14 protein-coding genes, 1 tRNA gene and 1 other RNA gene are annotated in these 16,789 nt (G+C 41.3%); 8 read left to right on the forward strand and 8 right to left on the reverse strand.

Going from position 1 to position 16,789, the window contains the following annotated elements; genetic code table 11:
* Positions 1–516 precede the first annotated feature (516 nt).
* From AOB57_RS06705 to speB, 4 genes are all read left to right on the forward strand, one after another.
* The gene (locus AOB57_RS06705; RefSeq protein ID WP_054299815.1) at positions 517–2,901 is read left to right on the forward strand and encodes a hypothetical protein; all 2,385 of its coding nucleotides are present in this window, start codon (positions 517–519) and stop codon (positions 2,899–2,901) included.
* Between the two features lie 191 nt (positions 2,902–3,092).
* Entirely contained in the window at positions 3,093–4,811 is a 1,719-nt protein-coding gene (locus AOB57_RS06710) for an aldehyde ferredoxin oxidoreductase family protein (protein ID WP_054299814.1), read from the forward strand.
* A gap of 395 nt (positions 4,812–5,206) precedes the next feature.
* Positions 5,207–5,593, forward strand: coding sequence for a translation initiation factor IF-5A (locus AOB57_RS06715; RefSeq protein ID WP_054299813.1), 387 nt, complete (start codon positions 5,207–5,209; stop codon positions 5,591–5,593).
* A gap of 79 nt (positions 5,594–5,672) precedes the next feature.
* Positions 5,673–6,548 (forward strand): agmatinase, encoded by an 876-nt coding sequence (gene speB / locus AOB57_RS06720; RefSeq protein WP_054299812.1) that lies wholly within the window; start codon positions 5,673–5,675, stop codon positions 6,546–6,548.
* A gap of 154 nt (positions 6,549–6,702) precedes the next feature.
* Here the strand turns inward: speB and AOB57_RS06725 are convergent, their stop codons facing one another.
* From AOB57_RS06725 to ffs, 7 genes are all read right to left on the reverse strand, one after another.
* Positions 6,703–6,888 (reverse strand): MM0924 family protein, encoded by a 186-nt coding sequence (locus tag AOB57_RS06725; protein ID WP_054299902.1) that lies wholly within the window; start codon positions 6,886–6,888, stop codon positions 6,703–6,705.
* A 200-nt stretch (positions 6,889–7,088) separates the two neighbouring features.
* Positions 7,089–7,268 carry an MM0924 family protein gene (locus tag AOB57_RS06730; protein WP_054299811.1) on the reverse strand — a complete coding sequence of 60 codons (180 nt, stop codon included), beginning with the start codon at positions 7,266–7,268 and terminating at the stop codon, positions 7,089–7,091.
* Positions 7,269–8,582: 1,314 nt separating this feature from the next.
* Positions 8,583–8,936, reverse strand: a complete 354-nt coding sequence (locus tag AOB57_RS06735) for a P-II family nitrogen regulator (RefSeq protein WP_054299810.1) — start codon at positions 8,934–8,936, stop codon at positions 8,583–8,585.
* The gene (locus AOB57_RS06740; RefSeq protein WP_054299809.1) at positions 8,926–9,654 is read right to left on the reverse strand and encodes a DUF1538 domain-containing protein; all 729 of its coding nucleotides are present in this window, start codon (positions 9,652–9,654) and stop codon (positions 8,926–8,928) included. Before AOB57_RS06740 ends, AOB57_RS06735 begins: the two co-directional genes overlap by 11 nt.
* Entirely contained in the window at positions 9,651–10,343 is a 693-nt protein-coding gene (locus AOB57_RS06745) for a DUF1538 domain-containing protein (protein WP_054299808.1), read from the reverse strand. The genes AOB57_RS06740 and AOB57_RS06745 overlap by 4 nt, the downstream gene beginning before the upstream one ends.
* Positions 10,344–11,356: 1,013 nt before the next feature.
* Positions 11,357–11,441 (reverse strand) — tRNA-Ser (locus AOB57_RS06750).
* Positions 11,442–11,596: 155 nt separating this feature from the next.
* Positions 11,597–11,911, reverse strand: an RNA gene (ffs, locus tag AOB57_RS06755) — signal recognition particle sRNA.
* A 303-nt stretch (positions 11,912–12,214) separates the two neighbouring features.
* On the opposite strand from ffs, the gene AOB57_RS06760 reads away from it, so the two are divergent.
* Positions 12,215–13,840, forward strand: coding sequence for a methylamine methyltransferase corrinoid protein reductive activase (locus tag AOB57_RS06760; protein ID WP_054299806.1), 1,626 nt, complete (start codon positions 12,215–12,217; stop codon positions 13,838–13,840).
* A gap of 66 nt (positions 13,841–13,906) precedes the next feature.
* Here the strand turns inward: AOB57_RS06760 and purB are convergent, their stop codons facing one another.
* On the reverse strand, positions 13,907–15,253 hold the full coding sequence (gene purB, locus AOB57_RS06765; protein WP_054299901.1) for an adenylosuccinate lyase: 1,347 nt from the start codon (positions 15,251–15,253) through the stop codon (positions 13,907–13,909).
* A 406-nt stretch (positions 15,254–15,659) separates the two neighbouring features.
* On the opposite strand from purB, the gene AOB57_RS06770 reads away from it, so the two are divergent.
* Genes AOB57_RS06770 through AOB57_RS15030 form a run of 3 tightly spaced genes read left to right on the forward strand, consistent with a single transcriptional unit; the run spans position 15,660 to position 16,704 of the window.
* Positions 15,660–15,809: a 50S ribosomal protein L40e gene (locus tag AOB57_RS06770; RefSeq protein ID WP_048167348.1), complete on the forward strand. Its 150-nt coding sequence runs from the start codon at positions 15,660–15,662 to the stop codon at positions 15,807–15,809.
* A 6-nt stretch (positions 15,810–15,815) separates the two neighbouring features.
* Positions 15,816–16,559: a geranylgeranylglyceryl/heptaprenylglyceryl phosphate synthase gene (locus AOB57_RS06775; protein WP_054299805.1), complete on the forward strand. Its 744-nt coding sequence runs from the start codon at positions 15,816–15,818 to the stop codon at positions 16,557–16,559.
* Between the two features lie 22 nt (positions 16,560–16,581).
* Positions 16,582–16,704 carry a pentapeptide repeat-containing protein gene (locus AOB57_RS15030; protein WP_394339705.1) on the forward strand — a complete coding sequence of 41 codons (123 nt, stop codon included), beginning with the start codon at positions 16,582–16,584 and terminating at the stop codon, positions 16,702–16,704.
* Positions 16,705–16,789: the final 85 nt, after the last annotated feature.

The following is a 16,789-nucleotide window of genomic DNA, read 5'->3' on the forward strand; positions in this document are numbered from 1 at the left end:
TCTGGGAGAATGGATAATAAATTTATTTTTTCAAATTAGTAAAAAAAGCATATCTGCCCTTTTAAAAAACATCCAGGAAAAAATAAGAATTTTATTTATTATTTTAAATTATTAATTATTAATTTAAAATATTAGGTGTTAGCTTAAATCGAAAAATATATATTCTGTACTGCATATAATTTTTTTAGAATTGAAAGGGTAAAATCCATTCTTTCAACCTGGTCTCCTGGAACCAGCGAAAAAGCTGAGACTTTTTTTGATCTGTTTTTTTGAATGTCACAGTCACAATTAGGCTCCAGAACTCAGTGCCTTTAGTAGATTAAAAGACTAAGTTTGAAGATTGTGATTGAAGTTCTAAAAGGTTTTCAGAGTGGAAGCTGAAGGTCTCGTACACCTGAATAGTTGTAAAGAAAATTCTTCCTGCAAATTAGAACTCAATGTGCAAAAATGAAAACCGGATTCTGGAACACTTCAAACCAGGGGTAGAAATCCTTTATGGATTAAGGGGTAAGTTAAATGAAAATTGATAACAGAACTGTAATTTTCTCTGGAATATTCTTTGTTCTATTTTTGATGACCATAGGGAATGCAACTGCAGGTTCGGAAAGAAACTCAGTTATTTACGAAGACCGGATAGTCTGGCAGGATGATAGTAATGGAAATTGGGATATTCAAATGTACAATATTTCCACTTCCGCTAAAATTCAGATCACAAACGATGAGGCAGAGCAGCAAAATCCTGATATCTACGGCGACAGGATAGTCTGGCAGGATTCCCGCAACGGAGGAAGCGAAAATTACTGGGATCCTCCTGGAAACTGGGATATCTACATGTATGATATATCCACACAGAAAGAAATTCAAATCACAACCAACGAATCACATCAGATCAACCCAGCTATTTACGGCGATAAGATCGTATGGCAGGATTCCCGTAATGGAAACCAGGATATTTACCTGTACGATCTCTCCACTTCCACGGAAATCCGGATAACAAATAATTCGTACGATCAAATTGAGCCTGATATCTACGAAGATCGGATAGTCTGGGTTGAGGACGGAACAATTTACATGTACAATATCTCTACTTCCACAGAAACTCGGGTCACACCATATTTCTGGGGCGCGGATAGAGGATCTGGCGAGACTGGGGACTTGAACTATGACGCGTTCATTTACGGAGATAGGATTGTTTCTTCGGCTGAAACAATTGGATCAAACTACATTGTCAAACTGTATGATGTCTCTACATCTACTGAAAGAATTATCGGCGAAGCTGGTTATTCAGGCTCGCCGGCTATCTATGAAGATAAGATAGTGTGGAAAGATGGGCGTAATATATTTGACGTTAGCCGACCAAACGGCGACATTTTCATGTACGATTTATCCACCTCAAAGGAAACCCAGATCACAACCAATACATCAAATCAGGAGCAACCTGCTATCTATGGGGACAGGATAGTATGGGCGGATGAAAGGAATGCTGAGACTTACGATGACATGTCGGACATCTATATGTACGACCTCTCAACTTCAAAAGAGACCCGGATTACCACTGTTGCAGAAGAGAAGCTGGCGACAGGTACGGAAACCCGGATTACAACCAATGAAGGAGATCAGGAGCTTCCTTCTATCTACGGGGACAGGATAGTATGGAGGGATTGGCGTAATGGAAACCAGCATGACTTTGAAAACGGAGATATCTACATGTATAGTATCTCGACCTCCACGGAGACCCAGGTAACTCCTAATAAATCGTGCCAGATGAATCCGAATATCTATGGGGATAGAGTGGTATGGGCAGATGATCGCAATGGAAACTGGGACATTTACATGTATGAGCCTTCCACATCCAGAGAGACTCAGATTACTACCAATAAGTCAGACCAGTGGGACCCTGCTATCTATGGAGATAGGATAGTATGGATGGATCAGCGCAACGAAGGATATGTTGATATTTACATGTATGATCTCAACACCAAAAAGGAAACTCAAATTAGTACCAGCGGATCAGCGTCCAGTCCCGAGATCTACGAAGATAAGATAGTTTGGGCAGACGGACGCAACGGATCCAATGTCTACATGTATAACCTTTCTACTCAGAAAGAAACTCAGATCTCCAGCAGTGGATTCGCAGAGCAACCCGCCGTCTACGAGGACAGGATAGTATGGAAAGATCATCGCAGCGGGTACTGGGATATTTACATGTATGACCTCTCTACTGCGACTGAAACTCGAATAACTACCAGAGGAGAAGAGACAGAGGGCCCAGCCATCTACGGGGACAGGATAGTGTGGCGTGAGAACAGAAAGCTTGATAAAGAAAAGTGGGGACCGGGAGATATTTACATGTACAATATCTCCACTGCCACTGAAAGTAAAATCAGCAGCACTGGATCAGCAAATTATCCTGCTATCTATGAGAACAGGATAGTTTGGCAGGACTCCCGCAATGGAAACGAGGATATCTACATGTTTACCCTTGCTTTGGATGAAGTGCCGCCTGTGAATGGAAACGAGACAGAAAATGATACAGACAATTGTACTGAGTTTCCAGACAATGAATCCGATGCGGGAACAGATGACGGGACAGACGACGAAACTCAGACTCCAGACAACTGTTCTTCTGAGTTAACGCCCCTCTACAGGACACTGGCTCTTAAGGAATATGTAGAATGTACATATAAATGCCAGGTCAAAACAAAAACAGAGTTGGCTACCCTTCTGGATACCTCGATGTGCCACTATGAAAATTGTGACAACGCAAAAGCCGTTTCAATGCTTAAATCCTTCATTCATCTCGCTGAAAAAATGAAGGCATGCAAGCAGATTTCGGCTGATGAAGCGGATTATATGGTAAGGGAAGCAAAGAAAATAATAGATCAGATCGAGGCAAATTAAGAGTTAAAATCGAATCTATAACCAGCAAGAAGGGATAAAAAACTCTAAAACATGTTATATAAAGAGAACTAACCTGGAAAAGATATAAGGAAGCATTAGAAAAGTAAGATCAGAAATAAGGAAGCATTAGAGAAGTAAGATCAGAAATCAGGATTAAAGAGCAAACCGGGAAAGAGAATAGAGGAATCAATATGGATGGCTGGGCAGGAAAAACAGTATATGTAGACCTTAGTTCAGGATCGGTGAAGACCTTCAGGACTGAAGAAAGTTTAATTAGAAAATATCTGGGCGGCAGAGGACTTGGGGTAAAACTGCTTACTGAACTTACAGATCCTGATAATGATCCTCTTGGCCCGGAGAATCCATTAATTTTTACTTCCGGACCTCTTTCTGGTCTTGCTCCAATGGCTTCTGGAGCAGTCCTGACATCGAAGTCGCCGCTGACAGGTACAATATTTAGCTGGAATGTGAGTGGGGGCTTCGGGAGAGAACTCCGGAAAGCCGGAATTGACGCCCTGATCATTTCCGGAAAGGCAGAAAGACCTTCATATATAGAGATTGGGGAGGAAAATGTTGAAATCTTGTCGGCAGGACAGCTCTGGGGAAAGAATGTCAGGGCATGTACTGAAGCTCTTAAGGAAAAAGGCAGCGTAGCCTGTATAGGCAGGGCAGGAGAGAAACAGGTTCTTATTTCTTCATTTGTTGTAGACTTTCTTAACAGCGGAAGAGGGGGTCTTGGTGCGGTTGCAGGCTCAAAGATGCTCAAAGCCGTGGTCGTGAGAGGAGAAACCGAACTTTTACCTTCCGATCCATATAGATTCCGGGAGCTTGAGACAAAAGTATTGAAACTTTTTGATGCGAGCCCCGTGTTATCTAAAGGACTTGCAAATTACGGCACATGCGCTCTTGTAAAATTACTGGATTATATGGATCTCATCCCAACAAGAAACTTTTCCAAGAGAGGAACTTCTTTTGCAGATGCGTTTTCAGGAGAGAGTATCAAATCCGCTTTTGAGCTTGAAAAAGAGAGCTGCCCTGGCTGTCCCCTGGGCTGCAAGAAAAAGATTAAAGGAACGGGGCAGATTGTGCCTGATTATGATTCCCTCTGGGCATTCGGGTTTAACCTTGAAAACCCTGACCTGATTTCGGTGCTGAGAGCGGACAGGATATGCAAGGATTACGGGCTTGATCCGGTCTCGGTAGGTTCCGTGCTCGGTGCGTGCTCAGAACTCAAGCCTGGAATAATAGAATCTAAAGGATTGGAATCCCTGCTCCTGGAAATCGGGGAAGGGAGAAAAATGGGGAGCGGAGCCAAAAGATATCTTTCAGGCATTGAGAGAGAGGATTTAAGCATGGATGTGAAGGGGCTTGAACTCGGAGGCTTTGATCCACGAGGAGTAAAGGGACAGGCACTGGCTTATGCCACATCCAGCCACGGTGGAGACTACCTGACTGCTTTCATGGTAGGACCCGAGGTGCTTGGAAAACCTGTGAATCTTGACCGCCTGAGCCTCAAAGGAAAAACAGGTATCCTTCAGGTATTTGAAAACCTGACTGCTGTGCTTGACTCTTTTGTATTCTGTCCCTTCTCAGGTCTTGCCCTTACTGAAGAACTCGGTTCATCTCTCCTGCTTTCGGGAACAGGTATAGAAATATCACCTGCAGAACTCCTGAAGGTTGGAGAAAGAATCTATAATCTTGAAAGAATTTATAACCTTAAAGCAGGGTTTACCTGCGAAGATGACACCCTTCCTAAGAGGTTGTTTGAAAACGGGGGAGAGAATGAAGGATATAGACTTTCCAGGCAGGAGTTTAAAGCTACGCTTCAGGAGTACTACCATTACCGCGGCTGGGATGATGAAGGAGTACCCAGGTTGGAGAAATTAAAAGAGCTTGGACTCAATTTTTGAAGAGAGAACCGGAAGGACAATGTTCTTTGAGATACAGTATTTCCTTCAGTCTGGTGTTATCCTTAACCACGATTTTTTGGGATATTCAGGGCAGTTTTACCCGAAAGTTGGCTCAAAGGCGCAAAATCTCGCATAAGCGTTATATAGTCATGGATAATTAATCGTATTAGTTCTCGATCTATGGATGAATTCTGCAGGCACCCCCAAGCTCGGAATATTTTCCAGTTTTTCCATGCAGGTCTAAGCGATGCATGGATAGAGTAAGAGGCAGGCTTAAAAATCAAGAAAGCCTTCTTATATTATTTCACCAGATCGCGGAATTTTTATCAAGGGAACCCGGAACTGTGTTTTACAGCTTATTTATAAATATCCTAAAAACGTAAGGGAGAATCGTTATGAAACAGCAGGTAGAAGTAAAAGATCTCAAAGAAGGGAAATACGTAATTATTGATGACGAAACATGCGTCATAAAGAGCATTACAAAATCCAAACCGGGAAAGCATGGAGCTGCAAAGGCAAGGGTAGAGGCTATCGGCCTCTTTGATGGCCAGAAGCGTTCCTACATAGGTTCCGTTGCAAACAAAATCTATGTCCCGATCGTGGAAAGAAAAACCGCGCAGGTAATCTCGATTACTGGTGACATTGCCCAGCTCATGGACATGGGAGACTTCTCAACCTTTGAGATTGTAATCCCCGATGAGTACAAGGATAAGGTCAAAGAGGGTGAGGAAGTTTCTTACATCACAGCCCTCGGCAAGATCAAACTCGACATAAGGACTTAAACTACTAGAATCAATTGAAAACTCAGGTTAAAAAACCTGAACCATTCTTTTTTAAACGAATAATTATACAGGTTACATTATGTTTTTACCCAATTCCTTTATAGATGCTCTTGCAGACTATGAGTCTGCTCGTTATGTTATCTTCGGTGTGCCTTTTGACAACACCTCTTCTTACAGGGCAGGCAGCCGTTGGGCTCCAGATGCAATGCGGCAGGTTTCTGCAAATTTTGAGAGTTATAACCCGACTTTCGACATAGATCTTGTGGACCTACCTATCTATGATGCCGGAAACCTGGAAACCTCAGCCTCGGTTGACGAGACCCTGGAAAACCTCTACGAAGCTACAAAAGACCTCCTGAAAGATGGAAAGCTTCCCATTATGCTTGGAGGAGAGCATTCCCTGACCTTTGCTATGGCAAAGGCCTGTGCCGAAATTGCAGGAGAGGATTTCGGAATACTCATTCTGGATGCTCATTTCGACCTGAGGGAAGAGTACAGGGGTTTTAAGCATAACCATGCCTGCGTGTCCAGAAATATTCTCAATGAGGTTACAGAGAACCTGGTCTCTATAGGCATAAGAAGCGGTCCTGAAGAAGAGTGGGTTTTTGCCAGGGAAAATAACCTGAAATACTATACAGCCGATGATGTGGAATCCACAGGTATGGTAGAGATCCTTAAAGAAGCTCTCGAATGGCTTGACTGCAGCCAGCTATATCTTTCCCTTGACATGGATGCAATAGATCCGGCTTATGCCCCCGGTTTGGGCACGCCTGAACCTTTCGGCCTGAGTGCAAGGGACGTAAGGACTGCAATAAGGACGCTTGCTCCTTTCTCAATGGCTTTTGATGTTGTAGAAATTGCCCCTGAATATGATTCCGGTCAAACCGCCATGCTCGGGGCGAAACTGATGAGGGAGTTTATTGCTTCCCATGCGAAAAGCCGTATAAAAGCATAAGCTACGAAAATAAAAAAGTGACAACATATACAAAAATTTTAAGCTGGCAGGACAGCTTGAGTCTTTTGAGAGCTTAAAAACTGGTGGAAAAGGAGGAACTTCTTACTTCCAGACTTTTCCATTATATCCAGTATACCCTCATTCAGTAAATTTTTTATGGAGTTTGTGCACGCCATACAGCTATGATTTTATCCATTGCTATATACGTATACCTTCCATTCTGTTCAAGACAGAGCACATTGTCTGCGCAGCTTTCTACGCTTCCGCTAAAGACATCTGGACCCCCACAGTAGACATCTATAACCTCACCTCGAAGGTTTTCCACTATAAAAGACTGCATTTCTTTGCACCTCAGATATTTTCCCCATATGACGGACTCTCTTACCCTGCTGGTTTGAACTAACTTCTTTTTCCGGGAACAAAGTCCGATCCAGTCGCCAAGCACTTTATCCAATTTTATCCAGGTTTAGAAAACAAATAAGATTTCACCTGTTCCGGTTATCCCAATTAATATGATGTTTTTAATATATAATCTTGAGCTTATTGACCCCACAGGGCTATTATTTTGTCGATTGCTATATGGGTAAGTTTCCCTTCACTATCAAGCGTCAATACATTATCGGCACAGGCTACTACATTTCCCCTGAAAACGTCAGGCCCACCACAGTAAACATCTACATCCTTATTTAGATAATGTTCTACTATAAATGATTGCATCATAGATTACTCCTCCTGATTATTTTCTTCTTAACCTGTTTATTCAGGCTTCAGATTGACTGATGGCATAAGCTAGCAGTCGTTATATCCACAGATGCCCATTAAATAAATTATCTTCCATTCTATATAAATATATTTGGAAACTAAAATTGATTTTCGAGATGCTTTGCCATTAATCCATGGAAGAAAGATTAACTTACTAATCCGGAGCCGCACAGTTGCCAGGTCTCGTTTTTCAGGAAATAAAAAAAATTATTTTACTTTTTTTCTGCGGGTTTATTTGCCTCATGGAATCGGGAAAGCTAAGTTTATCTGAATAAATTTTATGGATTTAATATTTTGGTAAAAGAGATTAAGTTTCAGGCTTGCCACTAGTTTCTGATGAAGAAACCCTCTACCGTTAAATAAGCGATGTTTTTGTCTCAAAATGAAGCCAATCGAGTTTTTCATTCCGAACTGTCAGCTTCACAGCCTTCATACATGAAAATATTTTCAATACAAGTGCCGAACTTAAGACTGGGTGATAGAAATAGAGAAGCAGTTAGAAAGCATATTAAGTATGTGTATATATAAACTGAGTTTTTAAGCAGATTGTACATACTATCCTTTTGCCCAAATCTATTTTATAGCAATTTTAAGTTTACTCTAGTTATTACTTAAGTTTTTTAGGCTAGAGTATTTTGCCTATATGAGAATGCTCCGAAGATCAAGACGCAAATTAAGGATACATGTTAATATTTGAAGGTTTCAACCTTGCTTTGGAAATTTTTACATTTAAATTTTATGCTGTACAGATGAAACAGGAGAAATAATTTATAGGGGTTTAGTGTATACTAAAACTATGGAAGATAAGTTTTTAAAATATATTGAGATTATATTTTGTGTTTGCCTTACCATACTTTTTCTGATTTCTTGCTTTCATACTGCGTAAAAATCTAACTCATATTGCATAAAATCTAGGGTCCCATTCTCTCCAACAGTATATAAGATTAATAGGATCCTCTTAAATCTACTATTTAATCAGAAACTATTTTTCCTCTTTTTTACTAATTAAACCAGAGAATAGTTTCCCCCCAAAAAAGTGCATCTTATATTCTATCTAAATAACAATTAAAGCAGAAAAAACTGTAAATTTCACTAAGCGAAGATTTCAAACCGACTCTGTAGAAAGTTCATTTAAATTAGCTCAAAAAAAGAAAAAAATAAACAAGCAAGAAGACATCATTTTTATTAATTCAAATATTGAAGTCCTCTTGCTTTAGAGATCTCTACAGAACCAAAAATTATAAGCTTCATGAGCTCAGAACCCTCAAAAGCTCAGGTTTCTTTCTCAGGACACCCCATTTCATAAAAAGGATGACAAATCCCAAATACTTTATCCAGGGAAACTACAAATCCTATGCCAGTTCCGGGTTCGTTAAGGTTTATAGCCTCAATAATACTATTCCTAATATCATCTTCAATATCTGACTTGGCTATTGTAAGTACAATTTCTTTTTCCGGTTCAATCATCAAGCCAAGAATTTTTTTATTTTCATGAATCCCTGTACCACGACCAAATAAGATTGTTCCCCCCTGAGCACCGGCTTTTCTTGAGGCTTTAATAACCTCATCGCCCCAGCCCTTTTTGACAATTGTTACTATTAACACAAACTCACTCTTATTGCACATTTTTTATACCTCCATTAAATCTTATATAAACACCCAGCAACATAACAAAAATAATAGGTGCGAGTGCTATCATTGCGATCAGACCGAAGCCGTCTGCTACAGGGTCTGCACCCTCATATGCTGTAGCTACTCCTACAGCCATAGACATAAGAAAAGATACAGCCATCGGACCTGTTACAGCTCCTCCTGCATCGAACGCTATACCTATAAAATCTCTGTCACAAAGCCATAATAGAACAAGGGCAAATAAATAACCTGGAACTATTATGTACAGGAATGGAATTCTATAGACAATTTTTGCCATTGTAATAGCAGCAAACAGGGCAACTGCTAAGGAAAGCGTGTAAAGCATAAGATTTGATCTTATATACCCATTGGAAGACACCTCGACCTGATAACATAATACTCTTACAGAAGGTTCTGCAAGAGTAGCAAGTAAACCGAGGATAAAACCTATGGGGATCAAGAAATTTCTTCTAGAATCACCAAAAAATTCGCCTATTTTCGTTCCCGCAGGAAGAAAGCCATTATAGATTCCATAAAGAAACAAAATCAGACCTATTGCAGTGAAAGCTAACCCTGTATAAAGTTTCACCAACTGTGACGGTGGCAATTTTAAGTACAATATCTGGAATACTGTGAAGAAAATTATTAGAGGAGCAATTGACTGAATAACTTCTAAAATTACAGGTAAAATTCCTCCTATGCTCAAACTCATGAAGATAGAACCCCCAGAAGCATGAGACTCAGTATGGGACCTGTAGTCGCCAAGCCTATAAGCCCAAATCCATCCAGTTCAGATCTATCCTGCAATACTGAAGCTACCCCGACTCCAAGTCCCATAAGCACAGGCACAATTATAGCCCCGGTAGTTACGCTTCCGGAATCAAAGGAGATTGCCAGGAAATCAGCAGGTACGAAGAAGGACAGCACGAGTATAAATGAATAAATTGCAGCAAATAAATATCTGATCGGAGTTCCATAGATTATCCTCAGAATGGCAATAGCCATAAGGAAACCTACTCCAAAAGCTATGGAGAATAACAGTAAATTGTTATCTATGCTACCCTGCAGAGCTGAATCAACCAAGTTAATTAAAACAATTACATTGGGTTCCGCAATGGTTACAAAGAATGAGAATAAAAATACTGCTAATGCAATGAACCCCAGTGAGTTATGCTTAGGCAAGTCACCTCCAATTGCCACTCCTATCGGGAGCATACTTACCTTAACCCCCGTTAGAAAAAAAATCATTCCTATTGCAGTTATTGCCGTAGCTATTAAAAAGGAAATAAGATCGTTCCAACTTATACCGACGAACAAAATCAGCAGCAACCCTATTGCTAGCGCTAAGGGAAAGACCGCTTGGGCTACTTCCTGAAAAGTTTCTTTAATAATATTAGTCATAAAAGCTCCACCAGATTATATATATATTAAACAAGATGCGTATATATTACTGTTTGTGTGTACAGGAATGCATTAAAAATTCAGTAAATATATTAATTCTCAATTTGACTCCCAGAGAGATTAAGATTTAATTTGACCCGTTAGAGAATTGAAGCCTGCATCTTAAGCTCTTTATGTAATAACTTGGATCTGTATGTACAAATCTATCTGAATTAAAATCTATCTGAATTAAAATCTATCTGAATTAATATGATATAAAGATTCATCTTGAAAATTGACGACTTTTATGATAGAAACTCCAAAACTGAAGACTTAATATTTCCTGACAAGGATTCTAAACACGTTTCGCACGTTTACAGGTTTTCTCCCTTTTCTGCATGTGGTCCCTGTTGATTGCCTTTAAATTTTCTTTTCCAAGAACCAACAAAGACCTTCAGATTTTCTGGTTTTAACCGATTATTTTCAGTTAGTTTGGTTTTCAAACAGGAAGGCAATACAAACAAGGGTTAATATCATATTATTCTAACGATAATATGAAAAAGTATAGCAATAGAAGAAAGGATATGGTGACTAAAACCTCCAGCCTCAAAAACCACGGGGTCTATGTTTTTTTATACAGAGAGTATTTGATTTTTATTCCAAACTATCTTCGCAAAGCTTTCTAATCTCATCGAGCAATTAGTGTTTTTACGACCTATTTTGGTGTTTTTACGATCTATTTATATCTGTACTAATCTCTGACACCTATTTTGGTCATGCTTTCAATACTGAGGGATTCATCCTGCTGTAAGGTAGCTACGTTAAAAAGGTGTATTCGAGAAGTCTGATAAGTTTCGTATGGGAATAGTTAGAATCTATGAGTTCAGTATAAAAATAATCAGAAACCAGAATCTATGAATTCGAGATGAAAACCTGCCAGGATAACAGTTTGTATAGAATCCAGTTGCAGATTGCTATAAAACAGATCAGGAAATTAAAAAGAAATAATTCAAGGATAAACTTGAAAAAGAGAACGACGAGAGGGGGATTCGAACCCCCGAGATGCGGAGCATCACGGGATTAGCAATCCCGCGCCATACCGGGCTTGGCTATCTCGTCACAAAGGATTTTAAGAAGCGCGTCCCCTTAAACGCAGTCCATATATTTAATCTTTTCCGGGGAAAAGGTCTCGCACAGACTATCTTTTAAGAGATACATAATTGTGCTATAAAACTAAATTACCTTATTTGTTCCAAATTACCTTATGTGTTAAGTGATGAGCACGCCTCAGGTTGCTGCATCTTGGAGACCCCAGTAGGCTGGACCCTCTCCTCCACCCCGCACCCCTGCAAGCGACAGTTGCCCACGGTAAGTCTGCTCCCTTCCGGGCCTCGACCGGTTTCCGCAGTTAGGGTATGAGAACCTGCTCTCCAGCAAACCCTCATACCTGCACCATCCCAGCAGGACGGGGCTTCTCCGTTGAGGTTCCAGGCTGGAACCCCTTCGACGCATCTTCCCTTGGCTTCGTCCCCCGCATATCGGCGATTTCGGGTTACAGGTAACGCCGGGCTACCCGGACTAGCTCATCAGCTATAGAAAGACACTTTTAATATATAAGTATATCGTAACCATATTCCTCCCGATATCTATTTTCTAATTATAGAATCAAAATGTTCAATTCCTCCAAAAGAAAAGGACAAAGATAAAAAGGCATTCTTTAAAAAACTGAGAAGAAGTAATAAACTGGAACTCAACAGATCTTAAAATATAAGGGGAGGAATAAATCCCCCTATTTATTTATACGTTATTTTTCAAAATAATGTATAATAAATCTCAAACGGCTTATTAGCAAATTAAATACCCGGCAAAATAGGGAGATAAAGGGGAGTTCTATGAGTTATGGAGTTGCAATTGACCTTGGAACCAGCGGGTATCGAGCTCAGAAAATCGATCTGGATACAGAAGAGATCCGAAGAACAGTGATAACTTTGAGGAACCCTCTGCCCGGAGCGAATGTGATGGATCACATGGACTTTGGAATTCGCTACGGGCAGGCGCTTGCACATGGGCTTTCCATAAATGCGGTGAAGATTCTGTTCCGTGCTCTTGATGTGAAAAGTGAGGAACTTGAAAGACTCTCAATCTGCGGAAATCCAATCCAGCTATCCATCTTTCAGGGGATAAGCATTGAAGACCTGGCCTATGCAGGGGAACGTAAGAAAAAGAAGTACAACATACAGGAACAGGATAGAAGCGCCAGAATAATACATAGCAGCGAAATCTCCGGGCTTGATGAGTATGATTGTGAAGTCGTAGTTCCTCCTGCAATAAAGCACGAAGTCGGGGCAGATGCTCTTGCCCTGATAGTAAAATCTGGAATGCTTGATAGCAACGATATCTCAATTGCTACGGACTACGGGACAAATGCAGAAATGGCCCTTAAAGTAAAAGATATAATTTATACGGGGTCTGCAGCTGCCGGCCCTGCTCTTGAAGGACAGCAGATAAAGCACGGAAAACTTGCATCTCCATATGCCATATCAGATATCGAATTTGAGGATGGAGCATTAAGGAATTTTGTCCTTAGCGAAGAGATGAAATCTGTTCAGGGAGATCTCGTAGACCCGGCAACAGGAGAAGTGCTTAATGAAGGTCAGATCAAAGCTAAAGGAATTACAGGTACCGGAGTTATAGCGCTAATAGAGAAAGGAATGGAAAGCGGCCTTATAGAGCTCCCTAAAATTAATACCCCTGACAGACTCATTCATCTGCAGAACAAGATAGATTTCTCTGAGAAAGACCTGGTAGAAGCTGGAAAAGCTATAGGTGCTATCCGTGCAGGGCATATTACGCTCTGTTCCGTTGCAGGTATTGAAATGACGGATATCGACACAGCTTATATGGCGGGCGCTGCCGGCACATATATGGATGCGGCAAAAGCTCAGAAAGTGGGGTTGATCCCATACGCGACAGGAAAAATCTGTCAGCTTGGGAACACCTCACTTGCAGTAGCCCGCGAAATCCTCCTTTCAGAAGAGAGGTTATGGGAGCTCCAGGACATTGCAAGCAAGATAATAGGCACACACATAATGTTTGCTACCGCTCCGGAGTTCAGGGATACATATGTACTCGAACTTGCATACTGGGAAGAGGGTATGCCCTTTAAGATGTTTAAGAAACACCTCAAAAAGAAGGGACTTCCTGCGCTCGGAGATCCTATAGAAAAGCCCAGTATTGAGAAACGTGTGGAGAGAGACATTCCGGTTCTCGGAGAGGAGGGGCTTCATGTACTTGAAAGAGTCGGAACCTACATGACCATGGTTGTCGATTGCCCCGAGTGTAAGAAGTGTATTAAAGTCTGTCCAACTGGAGCCATATCAATTGATGAAGAAAACAGAATTATGATAAGTACTGATCTGTGTGAAGGTGCCCATTGCCAGCGATGCATACGAGCCTGCCCTCCGGAAGAATTTAGCTGGGAGAATCTTGAGGTTTTCGAGCAACAGTTGCAGGAATAAAAAGTGTGCTCTCATGACAAGTGTTCTCAGGATCTCTCGTCAGGTGGTTTCAAAAAGAGAAAAAGGTTAGAGGGAATAGGTCTCGCGAAGTTTTGTAACAAGTACTTCAACCTGCTCAACTGCAGTCCCTATGTATTTGTCGGGGTTTACAAGGTTCTCAATATCCATAACGGTTAGATATCTTGCAATTTCGGGGGTTTCCAGGAGTACGGTTTTAAAATGCTGCCCCGTATCATGGGCTTTCATTGCCGCAGTCCGCACAAGTTCGTGGGCTTCCTGCCTGCCTACTCCTCGCTTTGCAAGCTCGATCATTACAGCTTCGCCCATATTGAGACCTCTGAGCAGCTCCAGATTCCTCCGAATGTTCTCAGGATAGAACCTCAGGTTTTCAATCACGTCTATCCCGAGCTTAAGGATGTGATCCGTAAGCACGCAGGCTTCAGGGAAAATTATCCTCTCAGAGGAAGAGTTTGTCAGGTCTCTTTCATCCCACAGGGTATTATTTAAAAGCTCAGGCTCGACCATAGCCCTTACAATTTTTGCAAGTCCGCATATCTGCTCGGACTTTATAGGATTACGCTTATGAGGCATGGTAGATGAACCTACCTGCTTTTTTCCAAAACTTTCCTCAATCTCAGCAATTTCACTGCGCTGGAGAGTCCTGATTGCTATACCTATCTTATCCAGAGTCGTGACTGTATTTGCCATCCACATTACAAATTCGGCATGCCTATCCCGCTGAATAATCTGGTTGGAAACATCTACAGTCCCGATTCCAAGATGCTGCATAGTAAGTTTCTGGATAAGAATTCCGGCCTTTCCAAAGGCAGCCTGGGTCCCGACTGCTCCGGTCATCTGCCCAACTGTCACTCTCGGAGTGAGTTGATTGAGACGGTCCAGATGCCTTGAGATCTCCGAAGCCCAGATCGCAAAACGCAATCCGTAAGTTGTTGGAACCCCGATTTGTCCATGGGTTCTTCCGCAGCAGACCGTCTGCTTGTGTGCTTCAGCCTGGTTAACCAGGGCCCTGAGTAAAGTTCTGAGTTTATCTTCCAGAATATCGATTGCGTCTCTAATCTGGAGAGCTGTCGCCGTGTCCAGGATATCATTTGAAGTAGCTCCGAAATGTACCCATTTTCCGGCATCATCTCTGCACTGTTCAGAAATCGCAATGACCACAGCCATCATGTCATGGTGGATCTCAGCTTCAATTTCATCAACCCTTTCGGCTTTTACAGAAGAAATACTCTGGGATATGATTTCAGCCGCATCTGCTGGAATCAAACCCATATCTGCCTCAGCAAGGGCAAGGGCAGCTTCTACCTGCAGGATCTTTGCAAGTCTGTTCTCCTGGCTCCATACGTGTTTCATTTCTGCCGTACCATAACGGTAGTCTATAGGATGAATCGCCACATCAATCACCATTCATAAGATAAGAATTAATTAATTCTGAGGGAATTAAATTAATAGGGAATTATATTTCGAATCTGAAAGTCTCAGGTTAAATTAATGATTTTAGCCTTAGTTAGCCTTATTGATTCTTAGTATCATTAGATTTCGATTAACTTAATTATAGCTCAATGCCAACTTGATTACAGTTTAGCTTTTGGGTTAAGCATAGAGCCAGGGAATAAACAACGTAACCAATAAATAAACTTTGAGTTGGCAGGACAAAAGAACAACGAATTTGTTAAAAGTAAAAAAGATTGCAAACTCAATAAAAGACGGGCTTTTTTGATGAAAAACGTTATATCCCTTAACATCCATTAAGCGGGCTATATACCTTATCAATATTGAAAAATAATAGCAGGTTACAAAAATGGCTCGTTTTCCAGAAGCAGAAGAAAGATTATTAAATAAGAAGATTTGTATGAAGTGTAATGCTAGGAACGCAATAAGAGCAACCCGCTGCAGAAAATGCGGCAGCAGTGCTCTTCGGGTTAAATCCAAGGAATCCAAGGGAGCATGATCTTTTTTGCAGGTGGAAGCACACCTTCAGAAAATCATTGATCAAGAAGGAAAAGTTCATCTTACCCTTATAGATCCCGCTTCCCAGACGCCTGAACGAGCCGCTGAAATCGCCCTTGCAGCAGTTAAGGGAGGCACCGATGCCATCATGATAGGGGGTTCAACCGGAGCGTCGGGAACCCTGCTTGATGAAACCGTCATAAAAATAAAAGAAAAGGTAGATGTCCCAACCATTCTTTTTCCGGGAAGTTCAGCCGGGCTCAGCAGGTATGCAGATGCCGTATTTTTCATGAGCCTGCTGAATTCGAGAGACATAGGGTATGTGATCACAAATCAGGTGCTTGGAGCTCCGCTTGTGTACAGAAGCAAGATCGAACCTATCTCCATGGCATATATTATTGTCGAGCCCGGAGGAACGGTTGGCTGGGTAGGAGACGCAAAACTGATTCCCAGGAAGAAGCCTGAAATTGCTGCTGTATATGCCCTTGCAGGCAAATATCTTGGCATGCATTACACCTACCTTGAGGCTGGCTCTGGAGCTGATACGCCTATCAGCCCTGAGATGATAGGAGCTGTCAAGCAAGTACTCGGAGAGAACAAACTCATAGTTGGCGGTGGGATCAGAGACGCAAAAACTGCAAAGCTTTGTGCTTCTGCAGGTGCAGATATGATAGTTACCGGCACCATTCTTGAAGAAGTAAAAGATGTTACTGCAAAGGTGGCTGAAATTGTATCAGCGATAAAAAGATGATGCCTGAAAAAAGACTCGGGATGTGCTGCCTGCTCTAAAAAGAACTTATTTAAAAAAAGCTCATTTAAAAAGAGCTTATTTAAAAAGAGCTTACTTAAAAAGAGCTTACTTAAAAAGAGCTTATTTAATTCCATACTTCTTTTAAAATATTTATTTTTCCAGAAAACTTTTCCAGAGCGGAGACTATCTTTAACGCCTGCGCAGAAATTAAAATTCACTTTTTAGTAGCT

This window comes from Methanosarcina flavescens (assembly GCF_001304615.2).
Classification (GTDB): Archaea; Halobacteriota; Methanosarcinia; order Methanosarcinales; family Methanosarcinaceae; genus Methanosarcina; species Methanosarcina flavescens.